The organism is Pseudomonas sp. S49, assembly GCF_009866785.1.
Lineage (GTDB): Bacteria > Pseudomonadota > Gammaproteobacteria > Pseudomonadales > Pseudomonadaceae > Aquipseudomonas.
In genome coordinates this window covers 5,031,610-5,054,571 of sequence record NZ_CP019432.1, presented here as the reverse complement: position 1 = coordinate 5,054,571, position 22,962 = coordinate 5,031,610, and the positions used below count along the sequence as shown (strand labels likewise).

Genomic DNA, 22,962 nt, shown 5'->3' with positions numbered 1-22,962 from the left:
TGTGCTTAGGGTTGTTCTTCGCCATCGGAAAAGCTTGAACCCTCAAAGTCGTCGAGTTCCTGGTGGAATCGGGTCCGCGCTTCTCGCTCCTTGAGCAGTCGCAATTCATTGGCCGCGTTGTAGGTTGTCAGACTCTGCTGGCTTTGCGGGCTTAATGGATTGTTACTGAAGTCATAGGTGACTGCTCTGCCCTCTGCGGAAAAGGGCAGTGGGACGGGCAGTTCGGTAATGGCGTTTGCGGAAAGGTCTGCGTACGTCAACTGCGGCAGATCAAAAAGGCCGGTGGGCAGTTCAGTCAGTCCGGTGTCGCTTAGATGCAGTGAATGACACGCCTGCAGGTTTCTCAGATCCGGCGCACGCCCCAGCGGGTTGTGCTTCAAATCCAGGACGCGAAGGTTGGTCATGGCGGCCAGCGCATTCGCGCCTTGCTCCGTCAGAGCGATACGGCAACGACGCAGTGTCAGGCTTGTAAGGTTGTTCATGCGCAACACCGGCAGGGGAATTTCGTTGAGCTGATAGTCGCTGACGGCCAGTTCGCTCAGGTTTGGAAACAACTCAAGCAGACGCTCAACCCGTGGGTGTACCTGGGCTGTGCTGGTCAGTTTCAGTTTGCTGACCTGTTCGAAGCGACCGCTTAAGGCTGGCAGCTCGCCGGTAAACGATATTTCGAGTGTGACGTCTATGGGGGCCATGCGCGTCGGCGCCAGGCGCAAGCGTTGTTCCAGTTGCTTCATGAAATCCGTGCGCCGGGTAATTTCCTGGCGTAACACTTCGTCCGCAAGCCTCACACCGGTCACCGGATCGCGTGGAACCTCCTTCGCCCACACATCGAGTTGGTCATGTAGCGTGGCGAGGTCGCTCTGGCGACGCAGCAATTCAGTCCGTCCTTCGACCAGTGTCCCCGGCAGACCATAGATCAGATGACCGGCATCCGTTTCGCTGATGCCGGGATACAGGCTCTGAGTCAGCTCGATGTCCGCCTGGTCCGGCGCCACCCCAAGGTTCTGATAGCTGGACTGGTAATAGGTTTTTATCCGTTCTCGAGCGCCAGCGGATAGCGGATTGGCCCTGAGGACGACGCCGTTTGCGGCAAACCCGCTCATGTCTTGTGGCAGCTCAACAATGGCGTTTTCGTTGAGAAAGACGCCGCGCAGCTGAGGCAATTGGCCGACACCGGCAGGCACCTCGGTGATGCCGGTCCGGCTGAGTTCCAGCTCCGTCAACGCCAGCAAAGAGCTGACGTCCGGCGTTGTAGCCAAAGGGTTGTTGTAGAGGTCCAGGCGCTTCAGTCGGCTGATTGCGGTCAGCGTGGCTTGCCCCGCCGCGTCGAATACAACCCCGCAACTGCTCAGTGTCAGCGTTTCGAGGCTCGGCATAAGTGTCAGCGCACGAGGAAGGCGACCCAGCGCGAAATTGCGCAGTTCCAGCGCTTGCAATCCGCTGAAGCAGGTGAGGAACGCGTCCGGAGCATTCAAGGCGTTACTGCCCTGGATGGACAGGCGGGCAACATGGCTGAAGTCGGCCGTCAGCGCTGGCAAGTCATCGGCAAAAGGTGCCTCGATATCAAGCGCGTTCAGCCTCAGCTCTGTCTTGTCGACGTTCCTGCTGCGCCAGAATCCTTCCAGTTGCTGACTGAACTGTCTCTTCTTGAACAGTTCTGTGGCTCGTTCAGATGCGCCCCAATACTCGCCGGTCGCGGGGTTACGGGTCAGTGCGCGTTCGGACCACGCACTCAAATCGCTGATCATCTGACTGATCTCCACTTCCCAGCGCAGCAGTTGTGCAGTGCCAGCCTGCAGTGTGCCCGGCAGGTGGTAGATCATGTGGCTGGCATCGTCCTTGTCCATCCACGGGTACAGTCTTTGCGCGCAGTCCAGATCGCTGGTGTCCGGCATAACGTCAAAGTTGCGCCCATGTTCGACGTAGTAGGTTTTGATACGCTCGCGGGCTGCCAGAGACAGTGGGTTATTGGTCAGGTTGAGGCCGTCGGCCAGATCCAGGTCGAGGTTGAAAAACGCTTCGGGCAGATCGGTGATGCGGTTATCGTTGAACAAGGCGTTTTTCAGGCTCGGGTGATTGGCAACGCCATTGGGCACTGCCGTGATACCGCTATTGGACAACAGAATGTCACGCAGGGCCGGCAGGGGCTCAAGGTCGGGTATCACCGCCAGCGGGTTATTGCTCAGGTCGAGAAGCTCAAGGTCACTCAACGTAGCGAGCAGATGCTCGTCAGCCGGGGTGAGCGTCACGCCGCAGTCCCTCAGCGACAGTTCTGTCAGCGCTGGCAGTTGAGCCACTGCCTGGGGGATTTCGCCCAGGGGAAACTGTTGCAGGTCCAGTTCACGGGTGTTGAGGAACAAATTGAAGAACCCTTCCGGCGCACCAATGGCGGCGTTGCCTTTGAGCTTCAAGCCTGAGACGTGAGTGAAATCGACTGTCAGTCGGGGAAAGTCACCGAAGAATCGCAGGTCGGATTCGAAATAGTCCGCGCGCATGCCTGACTCGACTGACCTGTGGCGCCAGAACCGTTCCAGCTGTTGGCCGAACTCGGATCGGGCTGCGTACTGGTCGAACAGCTCGATCGCCGTAAGGATCTGCCCTGTGACGGGGTGAACACTCGGAACCTGTGGCGCCCACAAGGTCAGGTCGGATTTCAACTGATTGAGTTCGGCCCGCCACGCGACCAGTTGATTGCGGCTGTCGGCCAGGGTGCCGGGCAAATCGTAGATCACGTCGCTGGCCGCTTGCTCGTCCAGGGACGGGAACAGTTGGCGCATCAGGGCAATATCAGCATCGTCGGCTCGTACGTTGAAGTCGTGGCCCATGCGTCGGTAATAGCTTTTGACCTTGTTGCGTGTGGCGAGCGACAGGGGATTGCCGGAAAAATCGAAGCCGTCACTCTGATCGGCGGAATGCTCAAACACTGCATCGGGGATTTCGCTAATGCGGTTATCGCTGAAAATCGCGGTACGCAGATTCAGATGGCTGGCCACCCCGTCGGGCACTGCATTGATGCCGCAGTTGGACAGATCGAGATAAGTCAGCTCCGGGAGGAGGTTGAGGTCGGGGAAGGTGCCCAAGGGGTTGTTGCTCAAATCCAGCGTACGCAGGTGGTTGAGTGAAAGCAGGGTTGCCTGGTTTTCCGGGGTCAACACCACGCCGCAATCGTTGAGCTCCAGTGTGCTGAGGTGAGGCATCCTGATCTGTGCAAGCGCGATCGGTTCGAGGTCGAAGGCGTGCAGTTCCAGCGTGGTCAGATGATCAAAGCGCTGGATGAATGGCAGGGTGGCAGTGATGTTTTTATTACCCACCAGTGTCAGTCGGGTGGCGTGGTCGAAGTTGGTGCTGAGCACCGGCAGATCGCCAATGAACTCCAGTGTTGCGCTCAGCTCGCTGTCTCTGGCGGTCGTCGATCTGGAACGCCAGAACCGTTCAAGTCTCTGCCGGAACGCGTCTCTGGCATTGCGTTCCAGTAGCTGTTCTTCCAGCGTCAATGGCCGTTTGAACACAGGGTCGAGCGCAGGTATTTGAGTGACCCATTCGCTGAGTTCGGTCTGCAGTGTGGTGAGCTCGGTTTCCCAGCGAGCGAGCTGGGCCCGGCCTTCAACCCAGGTGCCGGGGAGCCGGTACAGGACCTCACTGGCCTGGTCGGCATTCAGTTCAGGAAACAACGTGGTGGTGCGCAAGACATCCGCAGGCTCCTGGCGTACCCCGAACTGCTTGCCCGTGTGGTTATAGAATGTTTTTACTTTCTCCCGCGTGGCGGCCGACAGCGGGTTGTCGGCAAAACCGTAACCGTCACTGAGGGAGCTGGCCAGGTCGAAAAAGGCATCCGGTATTTCCGTGATCCGGTTGCCATCGAAACTGCCGGTGATCAATTGCGGGTGATCAAGCAGATTGGCGGGCACGGTTTCGATACCCGTGTTTGATAGATTGAGGTAGCGCAGCGTCGGTATTGCGCTGACGTCGGGAGGTGTCCCCAGTGCATTGCCACGCAGATCCAGCAATGAAAGGTTGGACAATGATGCAAGCACTGCCTGGTTGGCCGTCGAGTGGCTGATGCCGCAGTTGCGCAAGATCAACTGGCGCAATTGCGGCATGGCCGTGAAAGCCTGGGGCAGGCTCGGCAGGTTGAGGTTTTGCGCATCCAGGTACAGCAGCGACGGGAAACTTTGCAGGAACGCGTCCACTGCTCCGGTTTGCACGCTGCCATTGATCGACAGCATGGCGACGTGACTGAAATCCGCTTCCAGTGCGGGCAACTCGCCCAGTATCGGTTGCGCAATCTGCAGCATGTTTCCGGCGGGGCCGCGGGTTTGCCGGCGCCAGCAACGTAGCAGTGCATCCCTGAGCAAGGCGCGATTCTGCAGGGCTTCCCGACGCTCGATGTAGGTCAGCGGCTGACCGTTTTGCGGATGGTTGGCGGGTACGTCGATTTCCCATCGGCGCAGGTCATCACTGAGCTTGCTGTACTCGATGTGGCGCCGGGCCAGATCCGCGTTCAGTGCCGCAGTATCATTCTGAAAGGCAGCGACGAAATTTCGCGCTTCTTCGTTGGAGAAGCCTCGATAGAGTGCCTGTACACGCTCCTCGGGACGGATGATTCGTTGGCCTGCCGTGACCAGATTGTCCTGATTTTCTATGCCGATCACACCGAGTTCGCCGGCTTCAAAAAAGCCGGCATCGTCACGGCTCCGTGGCAGTGTCGGCCGTTGATCCGCGAAGCCGGCCAGTCGCAGTGTGTCCACGCCAGGCTGGCGAATCGGTGCATCGAACAGCACGCTGCGCAACTCATTGCGCTCCAGTGTGCGCTCGCGGATCGCCGCTTTCAGCGCATCAGCCTGGCCGATCTGCAGGTTCAGGTTTTGGCGTTCACCGTCCGGTAAGGCGTACAACAGGCTGGAGTAGAAGTCAGTGGCCGAATGCAGTTCCTGACCGCGATCGTCGTAAGGTTGATAGCGGCCGTCGCGCTGACGAACCAGCACTTTGTGTGCGGGGGCAGCGTCGCGTCCGATGCTGTCGAGCACCGTCCCTTCGTAATGTGCGTCGCGGATCTCGATACGCACATCGCCGCTCCAGCCAGGCAATAGCTTGAGGCTGTGCAACGCCAGGGAGTCGGAATCGGGGTTGTTGGTGGCTTTCAATTGCAGGCCTTCGTACGCCCGGGTGACGCGCACTTCCTGGCTGGCCAGTTGCATGAGCTCCTGCTGGCGCGCCGGCAGTTGCCCATCATTGATCTGACGCAGTTCACCGCCGGTGGCCGTGTCGAGAAGTTCGCGGGTGACGCTGGCCGGCAAGCCGGGCTGATGTCGATCCAGTTGTTGTGCCAGTGGATCGTCAATGCGCTGCAGTGCCTGATAACGCGATTCGAACAGCGTGGTGCGGTGGCGTCTGCTGAGCTGGGCCAATTGCTTGCGCAGCGTTTGGCTGCGCACTTGCACGGAATGCGTTGGCCCGCTGAAGGGTTCTGCGAGCAGGTTTTTGGTTTGCTGCTCGTCCAGGGCGCCAAGCAGTGTCTTCAGCACATCGCCGTCGGGCTCTTGGTGAAACTCGGTCAGTGGCAGGGTTTCGTCAGCGGAGGACTGCCAGATCAGCTCGCCCTGTTGATCGATGAAACGCAGGCGCTGGCTGCGTGGCCAGCGACCATGGTCCGTCAATAATTGCAGCTGCGTCACGGGGGCGACGCGCAGGTATTCTTGCGCATCGCTGCTATCGAGTTGGTCGCTCAGCCGTTGCAGTTCCTGATCGATCTTGAAGCGCTGGATGCTGTCGGCCAGAAGTGGCGGCAAGGTTTGCTGATCAGCATGCATTTTGCGCAAGGCATCTTCGTTGACGCCGCTGACTTGCAGAATCGTCTCGCGCTCGGCGGGGGAAAACGACTCTGCGCAAGGCCCGATGCGTTGCAGCGCAGTGGCGCCGCCCCACTCCAGTGGTTGCTCGAGTTCGGTGTGCCAGGCGCCGGCACCGTTGTGTCGCACAATGGGTTGATAGGCGTCGGCGCGGGTCGGGTGTTCGATACGGTATTGGCCAGGGATCGGGCTTTCGTTGACGGCGAAGTGTGCGTCGTCGAGAGGCAGCAGTTGCTTGCCCTGATGTTGATGCAGGCCAAGCTCACTGGCCTTTGAGCCTGTATCAGGAAGGCTTGCGTGTTGATAGCGGACGAGGTTCGGGTCCCAATAGCGGGTTTGTTCGTTGGCCAGTCGCACAGGTTTGAAGCGGTCGATGAACGCGACAATCTCCTTGGGCAATATCTTGCGAAACTCGGCAGCGCCAATCGCACCACCAACGGCGAAAGTGCCGAGCTGGACTAGCGACTCGACTGTGCCCATCAGGTGTTCGAACGCTTCGGTTTTACGCCCTTGCGCCCATTCGATGATGCCTTCGAACGCTTCGTCGAGAAACTGATAGGCCATGTACGCCATCATCGCTTCGCCCAGAACCGGCACGAATGGCGCGACGACCAGTGCGGCGGTCTGCGCAATCGTGGTGATGATGTTGACCACCGAATCCCAGAAGGCCCAGCGTGCCTTCTGGTCCACCGCTGCGGTGGGAACGGCAATGACCTGAGCGTCATTGAGGATCTTGTTCAGTCGGGTCTGGTAGAGGTGCTGCCACAGATCGTCGGCGAACGGCTCGAGCCCCGACTGCAGATCGGGGCGCTCGACCGGCGCTTCACGCCATGTAGGCAGCGCGTTGCCTGGCTCGTGGGGGTGCCACTTGATCTGCGTGAGTCGACTGTTCAGCGTGCTGAAGAAAGCCCCCCGTTGATCGTGGTTGACGAATCGGCTGAAGAATTGCTGGTAATCCTTCGAACGCAGTTGTCGTGTCAGTTCAACCACCATTTCGGCCGCTGAGGCATATTCCTTGAAGGGATGCTCGGGATCATCCGGAACGTAGGCCACCACCCGTGCGGCGCTGCGAGACACGTACAGATCCGGGGCAAACACGACAATACCGGTGAGCGACGCGCCCAGCAGGGTTATGTCATGGCTGCGTACCGGCGCGTCTTTGACATAGAGGCCGCCCAACCCGTCAAGCATCGCTTCAACCAGACGAGAGTAACTTTGCGATATGTCCCGGTTCATTAGCGCCCATTGCAGAGCGGCTTTCATGGAGGCTTTGGCACTGGCGTCTATTTTCTTTCGCAGTGCTGACTTCACCGTCGAATCGGTAAAACCCAGCGTGTCTTCGAGTTTTTTCTTGTACTGCGCGCCGATATCCAGCCGTCGGCACAACTGGACGAACGCCGAAATGCTCAGTTTGGCTTTGATCGACGGCAGGGCTTCGAACTGGCCTGTGGGGGAGGGGCGGGTGGTGTAGGTCGACGCGGCTTCGAAGGCTGCCGCGTAGCTTTCCTTTTCCTCGAAGTTATGCAGCGCGGCATCCAGCAGCGAGACGGACCAGACGCGCGCGCCTGTGCTTATCGGAAACCACGGCGTGGTGGCGGGAATGTACAGGCGTACAAATGTGGTTCTGACATCCAGATCCAGATCGAAACACTTTTTCAGCTCTGCCTGGAGCAACGGTTCGGCAAAGGCGCTGGCGTCTTGCAGGTGTTCAAGGCTTTTATCGACCTCACTTTGAGCGGCCATGTGGGCGGCATTGAGGCTTTTCATCTGTGTGTGTTGCGTGGCGGGCGCAGATTGCACGGGGGACGAGCGTTGCGGCGAAATACGCTTGAGTGCCTCGCGGCGAGCGACTGAGGCCCTGCCCAGCCAATCGGGGATAGCGTTCTTCAGCGGCAGGTAATGATCGTCAGGGTGTTGGGCATCGTTGGTGTCGGGCGGGGATGCCGGTTGTTGTCCTTCGGGCAAGTTCATTGGCCATTCCTTGGGCGTTGAAAGGAATGCTCAGCAAATCAGCAAATGGCGATCGAGGTGCGGTACATATTTATAGCTTTGCTGCGAGGTTGAGTTGCTATTCTCTGCAGCCTGCCGCAAATCGGCAGGGCCAGTTAAACTGCGCCTTTGCGACGCTATTTGTCGCATTGCCGTAAACCCGTGAAAATCCGGGGTTTGCGCTATAAGAAGTTGTCGCTTGGCGACAAGGCCGGGCAGAAAACTGTCCTTACAATCCCCCCATCGCTCGCCAGTTTCAGGCGGGTGGCCCTCATCAGGAGACTCCGATGTCCGTTGAGCACGCTGCGGTACAACGCGCCGATTTCGACCAGGTAATGGTTCCCAACTACGCGCCTGCCGCTTTTATTCCGGTGCGTGGCGCCGGTTCCCGTGTCTGGGATCAGGCCGGCCGCGAGCTGATCGACTTCGCCGGCGGGATTGCCGTTAACGTATTGGGCCACGCGCACCCGGCGCTGGTCGGTGCACTGACCGAGCAAGCGAACAAGCTGTGGCACGTGTCCAACGTGTTCACCAACGAACCGGCCCTGCGCCTGGCGCACAAGCTGATCGACGCCACGTTCGCCGAGCGCGTGTTCTTCTGCAACTCCGGCGCCGAAGCCAACGAGGCCGCGTTCAAGCTGGCCCGTCGTGTGGCGTTCGACCGTTTCGGCACTGAGAAGTACGAAATCATCGCCGCGCTGAACAGCTTCCACGGCCGTACTTTGTTCACCGTCAACGTCGGTGGCCAGTCGAAGTACTCCGACGGTTTCGGCCCGAAAATCACCGGCATCACCCACGTCCCTTACAACGACCTTGCAGCATTGAAGGCAGCGGTTTCCGACAAGACCTGTGCGGTCGTGCTGGAACCGATCCAGGGCGAAGGCGGCGTACTGCCGGCCGAACTGGCTTACCTGCAAGGTGCCCGCGAACTGTGCGACGCGAACAACGCGCTGCTGGTGTTCGACGAAGTGCAGACCGGCATGGGCCGCAGCGGCAAGTTGTTCGCCTACCAGCATTACGGCGTGACCCCGGACATCCTCACCAGCGCCAAGAGCCTGGGCGGCGGTTTCCCGATCGCGGCGATGCTGACCACCGAAGCGCTGGCCAAACATCTGGTTGTCGGCACTCACGGCACCACCTACGGCGGCAACCCGCTGGCGTGCGCGGTCGCTGAAGCGGTGATCGACGTGATCAATACCCCGGAAGTGCTGAACGGTGTGAACGCCAAGCACGACAAGTTCAAGGCACGCCTTGAGCAGATCGGCGAGAAATACGGCCTGTTCACACAGGTACGTGGCCTCGGTCTGCTGATCGGTTGCGTGCTCAGCGATGCCTGGAAAGGCAAAGCCAAAGACATCTTCAACGCCGCTGAAAAAGAAGGCCTGATGATTCTGCAGGCCGGCCCGGACGTGATCCGTTTCGCCCCGAGCCTGGTGGTGGAAGACGCTGATATCGATGCCGGTCTGGATCGCTTTGAACGCGCGGCTGCAGCACTGACGCAAGCCTGATAGACCTTTCGGCGCCTGGAGTTTTTCAGGCGTCGATCAAAATTTTATGCCGGACCAGATCAACTGTAGGAGTGAGCCTGCTCGCGATTGCGGTATGTCAGTCGACTCATTGGTTTCTGACAGACCGCAATCGCGAGCAGGCTCACTCCTACATTGATCTCCATGTAGGCCCGGTTATTTTTTCTGTGAATTGATAAGAGAAAGGAGTGACACCATGCTGGTGATGCGCCCTGCGCAAATGGCTGATCTGGGCGAGGTACAGCGTCTGGCTGCGGACAGCCCGATTGGTGTCACTTCCTTGCCGGATGACGTGGAACGTCTGAGCGACAAGATCGCTGCGAGCGAAGCCTCGTTCGCCGCCGAAGTGAGCTTCAACGGTGAAGAGAGCTACTTCTTCGTCCTCGAAGATTCCACCACCGGCAAGCTGGTCGGTTGCTCGGCGATTGTCGCCTCGGCCGGTTATTCGGAGCCGTTCTACAGCTTCCGCAACGAGACCTTCGTCCACGCTTCGCGCGAGCTGAAGATCCACAACAAGATCCACGTGCTTTCGCAGTGCCATGACCTGACCGGCAACAGCTTGCTGACCAGTTTCTACGTGCAGCGCGAGCTGGTCGGTTCGCCGTGGTCCGAGCTCAACTCCCGTGGCCGTCTGCTGTTCGTTGCCAGCCACCCGGAGCGTTTCGCTGATTCGGTGGTCACCGAGATCGTCGGTTACAGCGACGAGAACGGCGACTCGCCATTCTGGGATGCAATCGGGCGCAACTTCTTTGACCTCAACTACGCCGAAGCCGAGCGTCTGTGCGGGCTGAAAAGCCGTACATTCCTCGCCGAGCTGATGCCGCATTATCCGATCTACGTGCCGCTGCTGCCGGATTCCGCCCAAGAGGCGATGGGCCAGGTGCATCCACGTGCGCAGATCACCTTCGACATCCTGATGCGCGAAGGCTTCGAGACTGATCACTACATCGACATTTTCGACGGTGGCCCGACCCTGCATGCGCGCGTTTCGGGGATCCGTTCGATCGCCCAGAGCCGCGTGGTGCCGGTGAAGATCGGCGAGCCGGTGAAAGGTGCCGGGCGCCAGTATCTGGTGGCCAACGCGCAGTTGCAGGATTACCGCGCGGTGTTGCTGGAACTGGATTACGCGCCGGGCAAACCAGTGACTCTGGATCTGGAAGCGGCCGAAGCCCTGGGCGTCGGTGAAGGTGCCAGCGTGCGCCTGGTGGCGGTTTAACGCCTTAGCGAGTTTCACGGGTGGCGAAAGCGGCCCGTTTGAGGAGATAGCATGATTGTTCGTCCCGTACGCAGCAGCGATTTAGCCGCTCTGATCGACCTGGCCCGCAGCACCGGCACCGGTCTGACCACTTTGCCGGCCAACGAAGAACGTCTGGCCCACCGGGTCGGCTGGGCCGAGAAGACCTTTCGCGGTGAAGCTGGCCGTGGCGATGCGGACTACCTGTTCGTGCTCGAAGACGACGACGGTCGCGTGGTGGGGATTTCCGCCATTGCTGGCGCTGTCGGCATGCGTGAGCCTTGGTACAACTTCCGTGTCGGCCTCACTGTCAGCGCTTCGCAAGAGCTGAACATCTATCGCGAGATTCCGACGCTGTTTCTGGCCAACGACCTGACCGGTAATTCCGAGCTGTGCTCGCTGTTCCTGCACGCCGATTACCGCAGCGGGTTGAACGGTCGCATGCTGTCGAAGGCGCGGATGCTGTTCATCGCTGAGTTCCCGGAATTGTTCGGCAACAAGATCATCGCCGAGATGCGCGGTGTCTCCGATGACGCCGGCCGTTCGCCGTTCTGGGAAAGTCTGGGTCGGCACTTCTTCAAAATGGAATTCAGCCAGGCCGATTACCTCACCGGTGTCGGCAACAAGGCGTTCATCGCTGAACTGATGCCGAAATTCCCGCTGTACACCTGCTTCCTCTCCGAAGGCGCACGTAACGTCATCGGTCAGGTGCATCCGGACACCGAGCCGGCCCTGGCGATGCTCAAGGGCGAAGGGTTCAGCTATCAGGGTTACGTCGACATCTTCGACGCCGGCCCGGCCATCGAATGCGAAACCGGCAAGATCCGCGCAGTGCGTGACAGCGAAGCGCTGGTGCTCGCCGTCGGTACTCCGGGCGACGACGCCACGCCGTTCATCATCCATAACCGCAAGCGCGAAGACTGCCGCATCACCGCTGCGCCGGCGCGTCTCGCTGCCGGCACGCTGGTGGTCGATCCGCAGACCGCCAAACGTCTTCAACTCAACGCTGGTGATCAAGTGCGCGCCGTGGCGTTGTCCGCTGCACGGGAGTCGAAATAATGAATTCGCTATACATCGCAGGTGAGTGGCTGGCCGGTCAGGGCGAGGCCTTTCAATCGCTGAACCCGGTGACCCAGCAAGTGCTGTGGTCGGGGGAGGGCGCCACGGCTGCTCAGGTTGAATCGGCCGTGCAGGCTGCACGTCAGGCCTTTCCGGGCTGGGCGCGTCGTACGCTGGAAGAGCGCATCACTGTGCTTGAGGCCTTCGCCGCGTCGCTGAAAAACCACGCTGACGAACTGGCTCGCACCATTGGTGAAGAGACCGGCAAGCCGCTGTGGGAATCCGCGACCGAAGTGACCAGCATGGTCAACAAGATTGCCATCTCGGTGCAGAGCTACCGCGAGCGTACCGGCGAGAAGAGCGGCCCGTTGGGCGACGCCACCGCCGTACTGCGTCACAAGCCGCACGGTGTGGTTGCGGTGTTCGGTCCTTACAACTTCCCCGGCCACTTGCCGAACGGTCACATTGTTCCGGCATTGCTGGCCGGTAACAGCGTGCTGTTCAAGCCAAGCGAGCTGACGCCGAAAGTCGCCGAGCTGACGGTCAAGTGCTGGATCGAAGCGGGTCTGCCGGCAGGCGTTTTGAACCTGCTGCAAGGCGCTCGCGAAACCGGCATCGCACTGGCGGCGAACCCGGGCATCGATGGCCTGTTCTTCACCGGTTCCAGCCGCACCGGCAATCATCTGCACCAGCAATTCGCCGGGCGTCCGGACAAGATTCTCGCGTTGGAAATGGGCGGCAACAACCCGCTGGTGGTTGATGAGGTCGCGGATCTGGATGCGGCGGTCTACACGATCATTCAGTCGGCGTTCATCTCTGCCGGCCAGCGTTGCACCTGTGCACGCCGTCTGCTGGTGCCGCAAGGCGCGTGGGGCGACGGCCTGCTCAAGCGCCTGGTTGAGGTCAGCGCGACCATTGAAGTCGGAGCGTTCGATCAGCAACCGGCGCCGTTCATGGGCTCGGTGATTTCCCTCGGCGCAGCGAAAGCGCTGATGGACGCTCAAGAGCATCTGCTGGCCAATGGCGCAGTGTCATTGCTGGAGATGACTCAGCCACAGGCACAAGCTGCGTTGCTGACGCCGGGCATTGTTGACGTGACGGCGGTGGCCGATCGTCCGGACGAAGAACTGTTCGGCCCGTTGCTGCAAGTAATCCGCTACACCGATTTCGAAGCAGCGATCGCTGAGGCGAATGACACGGCTTATGGTCTGGCCGCTGGTTTGTTGTCGGATTCCGAAGCGCGCTATCAGCAGTTCTGGCTGGAAAGTCGTGCCGGGATCGTCAACTGGAACAAACAACTGACCGGTGCTGCGAGCAGCGCGCCGTTCGGCGGTGTCGGTGCTTCGGGCAACCATCGCGCCAGTGCCTATTACGCAGCGGATTACTGCGCGTACCCGGTGGCGTCGCTGGAAACGCCGAGCCTGGTGTTGCCATCGGCCCTCACGCCAGGCGTGAAAATGGCGTAACGGCCATCGCGAGCAGGCTCACTCCTACAGGTTCAGTGGTGTTCACACATGTTGTGTCCAACATAAATCCTGTGGGAGCGAGCCTGCTCGCGAAGGCCGCGCCTCGGTCTAAAAGAATAGTTACTGATGCCTATAACAACAGATTCTCGTGGAGCCTCGCTGATGAAATCCTATGAAGTCAATTTTGACGGTCTAGTGGGGCCGACCCATAACTACGGTGGTCTGTCCTACGGCAACGTTGCGTCCCAGAGCAACAGCCAGCAATCTTCGAACCCGAAGGAAGCGGCGCTGCAAGGTCTGGCGAAGATGAAAGCGCTGATGGAGATGGGCTTTCAGCAAGGTGTGCTGGCGCCACAGGAACGTCCGGACGTGGCCGCTCTGCGCCGCCTGGGTTTCAGCGGTACCGACGCGCAAGTCATCGAGCGCGCCGCCAAAGAAGCCATGCCGCTGCTGGTCGCCAGTTGTTCGGCGTCGAGCATGTGGGTGGCCAACGCCGCCACGGTCAGCCCGAGTGCCGACACCGCTGACGGTCGCGTGCATTTCACCGCCGCCAACCTCAACTGCAAATACCACCGCAGCATCGAGCACCCGACCACCAGCCGCGTGCTCGGCGCGATGTTCGCCAATCAGCAACACTTCGCCCATCACGCGGCTTTGCCAGCGGTAGCGCAATTCGGCGACGAAGGCGCGGCCAACCACACGCGTTTCTGCCGTGAATATGGCGAGGCGGGCGTCGAATTCTTCGTGTTCGGTCGCAGTGCTTTCGACAATCGTTTCCCGGCGCCGCAAAAGTACCCGGCGCGGCAGACCCTCGAAGCGTCGCAAGCGGTAGCGCGTCTGCACGGTCTGCGTGATGAAGGCGTGGTTTACGCCCAGCAGAACCCGAACGTGATTGATCAGGGCGTGTTCCACAACGACGTGATCGCTGTGGGTAATGGCGAGGTGTTGTTCTATCACGAGGACGCCTTCCTCGACACCGACTCGATGCTGGCCGAGCTGCAAAGCAAACTGGCCAAAGTCGGCGGTAACTTCCAGTCGGTGTGTGTGCCGCGTTCGGCGGTCACCGTGGATGATGCGGTGCGCTCCTACTTGTTCAACAGCCAGTTGCTGTCGCGCCCTGATGGCTCGATGTTGCTGATCGTGCCGCAAGAGTGCCAGGCCAACGAGCGCGTCTGGGCTTACCTGCAAAGCCTGACCAGCTCCGGCGGTCTGATCCGCGAAGTAAAAGTCTTCGATCTCAAGCAAAGCATGCAGAACGGCGGTGGCCCGGCGTGCCTGCGACTGCGCGTCGCGCTTAACGAAACCGAACTGGCAGCCGTCAACCCAGGGGTTATCATGACGCCACCGTTGTACGGTTCGTTGACCGCATGGGTTGAAAAGCACTACCGCGACCGCCTGAGCGAAACCGATCTGGCGGATCCGCAATTGCTGCTTGAATGCCGGACGGCACTGGATGAACTGACGCAAATCCTTAAACTGGGCGCGGTTTATCCATTCCAGATCAATTGATGGCCGGCGCGTCGCCTGAACGCGGCGCGCGGCTTGTCTCCCCAAGAGAGTAAAAACATGAGCGATTCCCTGCAGCTGATCCTTGAAGACACCGACGGCACGCAACTGGAGACTTCCTGCACCCGCGTCGCGGTCATGTGGCAAGGCAAAGAGCTGTGGATCCAGCAGGACGGCCGTGGCCAACTGCTGATCGGCGTGGACGTTGAAGAAGGTGACGCCGAGTACGCCAACCTGCTGCTGCGCCCATTGGCGACTAATCTGGTAAGTCTGCAACTGGAAATGGAACCGGCTGACGTCGGCGACGACGAAGACCACGTGCACGGCCCGGATTGCAACCACGATCACTAAGGAAACCGCTCTATGCTCGCCCTCGGCAAACTGCTTGAACTGACCCTCGCCGGCCGCGAACCGGCGGAGAAGACTCAACTGACTGTCGAAGGCGTGCGTATGCGCTGGTTGAGCGAAGGTGCGCTGGAAGTCCGGCCACCGGAAGCGCGCGACAATGGCCTGGACCTGCTGCTGTCGGCAGGCATCCACGGCAACGAAACAGCGCCGATCGAGTTGCTTGATCGGCTGCTGCACGACATCGCACGCGGCGATCTGAAGCCGCGCGCACGCATTCTGTTCCTGTTTGGCAACCCGGAAGCGATTCGCAAAGGCGAGCGTTTCGTCGAGCAGGACGTCAATCGGCTGTTCAACGGCCGTCATGAACAAAGCAGTGGCAGCGAAGCACTGCGTGCCTGTGAGCTGGAGCGTTTGGCGGCAAGCTTTTTCAGCAAGCCGGATCGCCAGCGTCTGCATTACGACCTGCACACCGCTATTCGCGGTTCGAAGATCGAGCAGTTTGCCTTGTATCCGTGGAAGGAAGGTCGCCAGCATTCGCGTCTTGAGCTGGCACGTCTGCGCGCTGCGGGCATGGAAGCGGTGCTGTTGCAGAACAAACCGTCGATCGTGTTCAGCTCGTACACCTACGACAAGCTCGGTGCCGAGGCTTTCACGCTGGAACTGGGCAAGGCGCGGCCGTTCGGGCAGAACGACGGGGTTAACGTCTCGCTGCTGGAAACTCGTCTGAAGCAGATCATCGAAGGTACCGAGCCGGAGATGGCGGAGCAGGGGCTGGACGGTTTGCAGCTGTTCAGTGTCGCCCGGGAAATCATCAAGCACAGTGATGCGTTCCGCTTGAACCTGCCGCAGGACATCGAAAACTTTTCAGAGTTGGACGTGGGTTATGTGCTGGCCGAAGATCTGGCCAATACCCGCTGGATCATCGAAGAGCAGGGCGCGCGGATCATCTTCCCCAATCCGAAGGTCAAGAACGGCTTGCGCGCGGGCATTCTGATCGTCCCGACCACCGACGAAAATCTCGCCTGACCCGATGATCGTTCCCACGCTCCGCGTGGGAATGCAGCCCGGGACGCTCCGCGTCCCAAAGCGGACGCAGAGCGTCCATTGAGGCATTCCCACGCAGAGCGTGGGAACGATCGTTCGAGGCTTAGACGGCTACAGCACGCGGCTCTGTACGACGCAATGCCCGAACCTTCTGCAGCGTATCCGCGCAAGTCCTTGCCGCTTCCTGACCCTTGTGTACAAAGTGCTCAAAGAAGAACTTCTGATGCTCGTCACCGGCATGGAAGTGATGCGGCGTCAGCGACACCGAGAACACCGGCACTTCGGTTTCCAGTTGCACCTGCATCAGGCCGCTGACCACCGATTGGGCGACGAATTCGTGGCGGTAGATGCCGCCGTCCACCACCAGGGCTGCCGCGACGATGCCGGCATAACGACCGGTCTTGGCCAGCAACTTGGCGTGCAGCGGCATTTCAAAAGCGCCGCCGACTTCGAAGATATCGATGTCGGATTCCTGATAACCCAGGGCAATCATTTCGGCAACGAAGCCTTTACGGCTCTGGTCGACGATTTCCTTGTGCCAGCAGGCTTGGATGAACGCGACGCGCTCGCCATGAGGGTGTTTGCTTTTGCTGTCGATAGCGGTGGGTTGCATGTTCTGACTCCTGTTTGTGTGAAAAACAGGGCGTTATGAATCGAAAGGGATTCAAGGGTACGAGCGCACGCACGAATGCACGCGGACGGCCCTTTGGCGTTAATCCCGTTCTCTCTTCATCCGGACTATGACCGTCGGCCCCGGAATCACACCGGGTCTGCTGACCTTGCCGCCGATCACAGCCTTTGCCGTGTTCGTCGCCAAGCGCTCGCGGGCTATGCGCATTGCGCGCAATTACCGCCGGTGGGGAATTGCACCCCGCCCTGAGAACGTTTTTGCCGCCCTTTCTCGGGCGGCGCAGCGTTTTTAACACAGATTGTGTGTCTGTGCATTGCGCCTTTCTGATGATTGCCATCGAATTTTTTGACGACTCGAAATGACTTTTCCTTGCGCAAGGGTTGATTAATCCCCGCGATGACCGCAGTAATTCCACTTCGTAAAGGGATTTCCCCTGCTGATTAGAGGCCAGGTTCATGAGTGTTATCGATCTTCGCAGCGACACCGTCACCCAACCGACTCCGGCCATGCTCGACGCGATGACTGCGGCGGACACCGGTGATGACGTTTACGGCGAAGATCCAACGGTCAATCGCCTGGAGGCCGAGCTGGCCAAGCGCCTCGGCTTTGCCGCCGCTTTGTTCGTGCCGACCGGCACCATGAGTAATCTGCTGGGGTTGATGGCGCACTGTGAGCGCGGCGACGAGTACATCGTTGGTCAGCAGGCGCACACCTACAAGTACGAAGGTGGTGGCGCTGCGGTGCTCGGCTCGATCCAGCCGCAGCCGCTGGAAGTACAGGCGGACGGTTCGCTGGATCTCGATCAGGTCGCGGCAGCGATCAAGCCGGACGACTTCCATTTCGCCCGAACTCGTTTACTGGCGCTGGAAAACACCATGCAGGGCAAAGTGCTGCCGCTGGAGTATCTGGCCCGCGCCCGCCGCTTTACTCAGGACAAAGGCTTGCAACTGCACCTCGACGGCGCGCGCCTGTACAACGCAGCGGTGAAACTTGGTGTGGATGCACGGGAAATCACTCAGTACTTTGATTCGGTGTCGGTGTGCCTGTCCAAAGGCCTCGGTGCCCCGGTGGGGTCGGTGCTGTGCGGCTCTGAGCAGTTGATCGGCAAAGCTCGTCGCTTGCGCAAAATGGTCGGCGGCGGCATGCGCCAGGCCGGACTGCTGGCAGCGGCAGGCCTGTATGCGCTGGATCACAACGTCGAGCGTCTGGCCGACGACCACGCCAACGCGCAATTGCTCGCCGATGGCTTGCGTGAAGCAGGTTTCATCGTCGAACCCGTGCAAACCAACATGGTTTATGTGCAAATGGGCGACAAAGCCGAAGCACTCAAGGCGTTTGCCGGCGAACGCGGGATCAAATTGAGCGCTGCTGCGCGTCTGCGTATGGTCACGCACATGGACGTCAATCGTTCGCAAATCGAGCAAGTGATCGCGACATTCGTCGAGTTTTCGCGCAAGTGACAGCGTTAGCCGTCCAATTGACCGTTTCTATCGTATAAACACGCTGTACCCCGCGCGCAGGGCCGATATAATGCGGCCCTTTGCCGTCGCTTCGTCTGTTGACGTTTCGAACAGGCCTTTGGCCGCAGCCTCCGTGGAAGAACCTAATGAAAAGCGCAGAAATCCGTGAAGCCTTCCTTCGCTTCTTCGAAGAGCAAGGCCACACCCGTGTAGCCTCCAGCTCTTTGATTCCGGGCAACGACCCAACCCTGCTGTTCACTAACGCGGGGATGAACCAGTTCAAGGACTGCTTCCTGGGCCAGGAAAAACGTGCGTACACCCGTGCGACCAGCAGCCAGAAATGCGTGCGTGCCGGTGGCAAGAACAGCGACCTGGAAAACGTCGGTTATACCGCTCGTCACCACACGTTCTTCGAAATGCTCGGTAACTTCAGCTTCGGTGACTATTTCAAGAAGGACGCGATTACCTACGCGTGGACCTTCCTGACCGGCGTTCTGCAACTGCCGAAGGAAAAACTCTGGGTCACCGTCTACGCCTCCGACGACGAAGCGTATGACATCTGGACCAAAGAAATCGGTGTGCCGGTCGAGCGCATGATCCGCATCGGCGACAACAAAGGCGCGCCGTACGCCTCCGATAATTTCTGGACCATGGGCGATACCGGCCCGTGCGGTCCATGCACCGAGATTTTCTACGATCACGGCGACCACATCTGGGGCGGCCCACCGGGCTCGCCGGAAGAAGACGGCGATCGTTACATCGAGATCTGGAACAACGTGTTCATGCAGTTCAACCGCACCGCCGACGGCGTGTTGCATCCGTTGCCAGCGCCGTCGGTCGATACCGGTATGGGCCTGGAGCGGATCAGTGCGGTGATGCAGCATGTCAATTCCAACTACGACATCGATCTGTTCAAGAACCTGCTGAAGGCCTCGGCCGAAGCGATCGGTTGCGAAAACGGTGATCAGTCTTCGCTGAAAGTAGTGTCCGACCACATCCGTTCGTGCGGCTTCCTGATCGCCGACGGCGTGTTGCCGTCCAACGAAGGTCGCGGTTATGTGCTGCGCCGGATCATCCGTCGCGCCTGCCGTCACGGCAATAAGCTGGGCGCTACTGGCAGCTTCTTCTACAAGATCGTCGCGGCGCTGGTTGCCGAGATGGGCGAAGCCTTCCCGGAACTGAAAAAGCAGCAAAGCAACATCGAGCGCGTGCTCAAGGCCGAAGAAGAGCAGTTCTCCAAAACCCTGGAGCACGGCCTGAAAATTCTCGAGCAGGACCTGCTGGAACTCAAAGGCACCGTGGTGCCGGGCGACGTGGTGTTCAAACTCTACGACACCTACGGTTTCCCGATGGACCTGACCGCCGACATCGCCCGCGAGCGCAGCCTGACGGTCGACGAAGCCGGTTTCGAACGTGAGATGGAAGCCCAGCGTGTTCGCGCGCGTTCGGCCAGCTCGTTCGGTCTGGACTACAACACCTTGGTCAAGGTTGATGTGGCCACCGAATTCACCGGCTACAAAGACACCAGCGGTTCGGCAAAAATTGTCGCTATCTATAAAGATGGCCAGTCGGTCGACGTCTTGAATGAAGGCGAAGAGGCGGTGATCGTTCTGAACCAGACGCCGTTCTACGCTGAATCCGGCGGCCAGATCGGCGACTGCGGTTTCCTTCAGGCGGGCAGCGCACGTTTCGACGTACGTGACACCACCAAGACTGGCGGCGCATTCCTGCACCACGGCGTGCTGGATTCGGGCAGCCTGACCATCGGCGCGCCAGTGGAAACCCACGTCGATGCCGAAGTGCGTCACGCGACTTCGTTGAACCACTCGGCCACCCACTTGCTCCACGCGGCACTGCGTCAGGTACTGGGCGAGCACGTTCAGCAGAAAGGTTCGTTGGTGGATAGCCAGCGTCTGCGTTTCGACTTCAGCCACTTTGAAGCGATCAAGCCTGAGCAGATCAAAGCGCTGGAAGACATCGTCAACGCCGAGATCCGCAAGAACTCGGCGGTTGAAACCGAAGAAACCGACATCGAAACCGCCAAGAACAAAGGCGCGATGGCGCTGTTCGGCGAGAAGTACGGCGACAACGTGCGCGTGCTGAGCATGGGCGGCGATTTCTCCGTCGAGCTGTGCGGCGGTATCCACGCCAACCGTACCGGCGACATCGGCCTGCTGAAAATCATCAGCGAAGGCGGTGTGGCCTCGGGCGTGCGTCGTATCGAAGCAGTGACCGGTGCTGCGGCACTGGCCTACTTGAATGCTGCAGAAGAACAACTCAAGGAAGCGGCCAGCCTGGTCAAGGGCAGCCGCGACAACCTGATCGACAAGCTGTCGGCTGTGCTGGAGCGCAATCGCCAACTGGAGAAGCAGCTCGAGCAGTTGCAAGCCAAGGCGGCCAGTGCTGCGGGCGACGATCTGTCGTCCTCGGCTCTGGACGTCAAAGGCGTGAAGGTTCTGGCCGCACGTCTGGATGGTCAGGACGCCAAGGCGCTGTTGGCGCTGGTTGATCAGTTGAAGAACAAACTCGGCCGCGCAGTGATCCTGCTCGGCAGTGTCCATGAGGAAAAGGTCGTTCTGGTTGCAGGCGTAACCAAAGACCTGACTGGCCAACTCAAAGCCGGTGATTTGATGAAACAGGCTGCTGCGGCAGTGGGCGGGAAGGGCGGTGGTCGTCCGGACATGGCGCAGGGCGGCGGTGTTGATGCCGGCGCGCTGGATGGCGCACTGGCGCTGACCGTTCCATTCGTCGAGCAGGGTTTATAAGACGGCCCGTCGGGCCCGCAGTCTAGTGGCGGGCCCGGCGGCTGTTCGAGTGATTATTGGGCGCCCTTCATGGGCAGAGGCGGCTTTGAAATGGCTTTGATCGTACAGAAATTTGGAGGCACCTCGGTCGGTACTGTCGAGAGAATCGAGCAGGTCGCCGACAAGGTTAAGAAATTCCGCGATGCCGGCGATGACCTGGTGGTTGTGCTGTCTGCAATGAGCGGCGAAACCAACCGTCTGATCGATCTGGCCAAGCAAATCAGTGGCGACGGCCAACCGGTTCCGCGTGAACTGGACGTGATCGTTTCCACCGGTGAGCAGGTGACGATTGCCCTGTTGGCCATGGCGCTGATCAAGCGCGGTGTGCCGGCGGTGTCGTACACCGGTAATCAGGTGCGGATCCTGACCGACAGTGCGCACAATAAAGCGCGTATCTTGCAGATTGATGACCAGAAGATTCGTGGTGATCTGAAAGCGGGTCGCGTGGTAGTTGTCGCCGGTTTCCAGGGCGTCGACGAGCACGGCAACATTACCACTCTCGGTCGTGGCGGTTCTGACACCACCGGCGTGGCACTGGCTGCTGCGTTGAAGGCTGACGAGTGCCAGATCTACACCGACGTTGATGGTGTTTACACCACCGATCCGCGCGTTGTGCCGGTCGCTCAGCGTCTGGACAAGATCACCTTCGAAGAGATGCTGGAAATGGCCAGCCTCGGTTCCAAGGTGTTGCAGATCCGTGCGGTGGAATTCGCCGGCAAGTACAACGTTCCGCTGCGCGTACTGCACAGCTTCAAGGAGGGTCCGGGCACCCTCATTACTATTGATGAAGAGGAAACCATGGAACAGCCGATCATTTCCGGCATCGCTTTCAACCGCGATGAAGCCAAGCTGACCATCCGTGGCGTGCCAGACACCCCGGGTGTGGCGTTCAAGATTCTCGGCCCGATCAGTGCCGCGAACATCGAAGTCGACATGATCGTGCAGAACGTCGCGCACGATAACACCACCGACTTCACCTTCACCGTGCACCGCAACGACTACCAGGCCGCACAGACCGTGCTGGAAAACACCGCTCGCGAGATCGGTGCCCGTGAAGTCGTAGGCGACACCAAGATTGCCAAGGTCTCGATCGTCGGCGTCGGCATGCGTTCTCACGCAGGCGTGGCCAGCCGCATGTTCGAATCCCTGGCAAAGGAAAGCATCAACATCCAGATGATCTCGACTTCGGAAATCAAGGTTTCCGTGGTGATTGAAGAGAAGTACCTGGAACTGGCTGTGCGCGCCCTGCACACGGCTTTCGAACTGGATGCTCCGGCCCGTCAAGGCGAGTAATTCCGTTTCTTGAAGGGCGCGGTCTGACCGCGCCCTTTATTTTTTGAATGGCGCGAGCCCTGAACTGTTCTTTTGCTCGCGCTGGTCAATACTCAGGCATGTAGGGCTACGATCGCTCCGGTTGTAGGTCGGGTGCCTTTTTTTTGCAGACTGTTGTCCCTGAACTGAATTGCGTGAGGAGAAAGGTATGCTGATTCTGACTCGTCGGTGCGCAGAAAGCCTGATTATCGGTGATGGCGAAATCACCGTGACCGTGCTCGGCGTTAAAGGAAACCAAGTGCGTATCGGCGTCAACGCCCCGAAAGAGGTTGCTGTGCACCGTGAGGAAATTTACCTGCGTATAAAGAAAGAGAAGGACGAAGAACCAAGCCATTAATTTTTATCGATTTTTATGTTTGCAAACGGGGAAAAGGTTGGTTAAGATACGCCCCGTGTTGCGGAGAGCTGGCCGAGTGGCCGAAGGCGCTCCCCTGCTAAGGGAGTACACCTCAAAAGGGTGTCGGGGGTTCGAATCCCCCGTTCTCCGCCATTATTTGCTTAGTACGTCGTAATCTGGCTTTTTCTGTAAGTTGTTGAAATTAATAGAAAAAGTGGTTGGAATAGAGATTAGACGGGCTATAATGCGGCGCAACAAATGCACTCGTAGCTCAGCTGGATAGAGTACTCGGCTACGAACCGAGCGGTCACAGGTTCGAATCCTGTCGAGTGCACCATTTAAGAGTTAGTTACAGCAATGTAAATGACTTGGCTTCA

13 protein-coding genes, 2 tRNA genes and 1 riboswitch are annotated in these 22,962 nt (G+C 59.4%); of the genes, 13 read left to right on the top strand and 2 right to left on the bottom strand.

The genetic code is table 11. From position 1 onward, the window contains the following. Window positions 1-5: 5 nt before the first annotated feature. Window positions 6-7,820, bottom strand: coding sequence for a DUF6543 domain-containing protein (locus PspS49_RS22240; RefSeq protein ID WP_160041485.1), 7,815 nt, complete (start codon window positions 7,818-7,820; stop codon window positions 6-8). A 305-nt stretch (window positions 7,821-8,125) separates the two neighbouring features. On the opposite strand from PspS49_RS22240, the gene PspS49_RS22235 reads away from it, so the two are divergent. The 7 genes from PspS49_RS22235 to astE all read left to right on the top strand — a co-directional run bounded on the left by PspS49_RS22235 (window position 8,126) and on the right by astE (window position 16,003). Beyond that, window positions 8,126-9,346, top strand: coding sequence for an aspartate aminotransferase family protein (locus tag PspS49_RS22235; protein ID WP_008077923.1), 1,221 nt, complete (start codon window positions 8,126-8,128; stop codon window positions 9,344-9,346). A gap of 214 nt (window positions 9,347-9,560) precedes the next feature. Then, on the top strand, window positions 9,561-10,580 hold the full coding sequence (aruF, locus tag PspS49_RS22230; protein WP_007919353.1) for an arginine/ornithine succinyltransferase subunit alpha: 1,020 nt from the start codon (window positions 9,561-9,563) through the stop codon (window positions 10,578-10,580). Between the two features lie 51 nt (window positions 10,581-10,631). After that, window positions 10,632-11,657 (top strand): arginine N-succinyltransferase, encoded by a 1,026-nt coding sequence (gene astA, locus PspS49_RS22225; protein WP_160041483.1) that lies wholly within the window; start codon window positions 10,632-10,634, stop codon window positions 11,655-11,657. Next, window positions 11,654-13,123, top strand: a complete 1,470-nt coding sequence (astD, locus tag PspS49_RS22220) for a succinylglutamate-semialdehyde dehydrogenase (protein WP_174245134.1) — start codon at window positions 11,654-11,656, stop codon at window positions 13,121-13,123. Before astA ends, astD begins: the two co-directional genes overlap by 4 nt. 162 nt (window positions 13,124-13,285) lie before the next feature. Next, on the top strand, window positions 13,286-14,632 hold the full coding sequence (gene astB, locus PspS49_RS22215; protein WP_160041479.1) for an N-succinylarginine dihydrolase: 1,347 nt from the start codon (window positions 13,286-13,288) through the stop codon (window positions 14,630-14,632). 57 nt (window positions 14,633-14,689) lie between these two features. Then, window positions 14,690-14,980 (top strand): hypothetical protein, encoded by a 291-nt coding sequence (locus tag PspS49_RS22210; RefSeq protein ID WP_007919345.1) that lies wholly within the window; start codon window positions 14,690-14,692, stop codon window positions 14,978-14,980. 12 nt (window positions 14,981-14,992) lie between these two features. After that, window positions 14,993-16,003, top strand: a complete 1,011-nt coding sequence (gene astE, locus PspS49_RS22205; protein WP_127929429.1) for a succinylglutamate desuccinylase — start codon at window positions 14,993-14,995, stop codon at window positions 16,001-16,003. Window positions 16,004-16,124: 121 nt separating this feature from the next. Here the strand turns inward: astE and PspS49_RS22200 are convergent, their stop codons facing one another. Next, entirely contained in the window at window positions 16,125-16,634 is a 510-nt protein-coding gene (locus PspS49_RS22200; RefSeq protein ID WP_016983960.1) for a 6,7-dimethyl-8-ribityllumazine synthase, read from the bottom strand. A gap of 103 nt (window positions 16,635-16,737) precedes the next feature. Next, window positions 16,738-16,909: riboswitch (FMN riboswitch) on the bottom strand. A gap of 198 nt (window positions 16,910-17,107) precedes the next feature. Between PspS49_RS22200 and ltaE the strand changes: the two genes are divergently transcribed. The 6 genes from ltaE (at window position 17,108) to PspS49_RS22170 (ending at window position 22,922) form a co-directional block, all read left to right on the top strand. Next, window positions 17,108-18,112, top strand: coding sequence for a low-specificity L-threonine aldolase (ltaE, locus tag PspS49_RS22195; protein WP_150750297.1), 1,005 nt, complete (start codon window positions 17,108-17,110; stop codon window positions 18,110-18,112). Window positions 18,113-18,258: 146 nt separating this feature from the next. Continuing rightward, on the top strand, window positions 18,259-20,877 hold the full coding sequence (gene alaS / locus PspS49_RS22190; RefSeq protein ID WP_150750296.1) for an alanine--tRNA ligase: 2,619 nt from the start codon (window positions 18,259-18,261) through the stop codon (window positions 20,875-20,877). Between the two features lie 90 nt (window positions 20,878-20,967). Beyond that, window positions 20,968-22,209, top strand: a complete 1,242-nt coding sequence (locus PspS49_RS22185; protein ID WP_008086083.1) for an aspartate kinase — start codon at window positions 20,968-20,970, stop codon at window positions 22,207-22,209. 187 nt (window positions 22,210-22,396) lie between these two features. Next, window positions 22,397-22,585, top strand: a complete 189-nt coding sequence (gene csrA, locus PspS49_RS22180) for a carbon storage regulator CsrA (protein ID WP_002554426.1) — start codon at window positions 22,397-22,399, stop codon at window positions 22,583-22,585. 62 nt (window positions 22,586-22,647) lie between these two features. Beyond that, window positions 22,648-22,738: transfer RNA gene (locus PspS49_RS22175), tRNA-Ser, on the top strand. A gap of 107 nt (window positions 22,739-22,845) precedes the next feature. Further along, window positions 22,846-22,922: transfer RNA gene (locus PspS49_RS22170), tRNA-Arg, on the top strand. The last annotated feature ends 40 nt before the right edge of the window (window positions 22,923-22,962 follow it).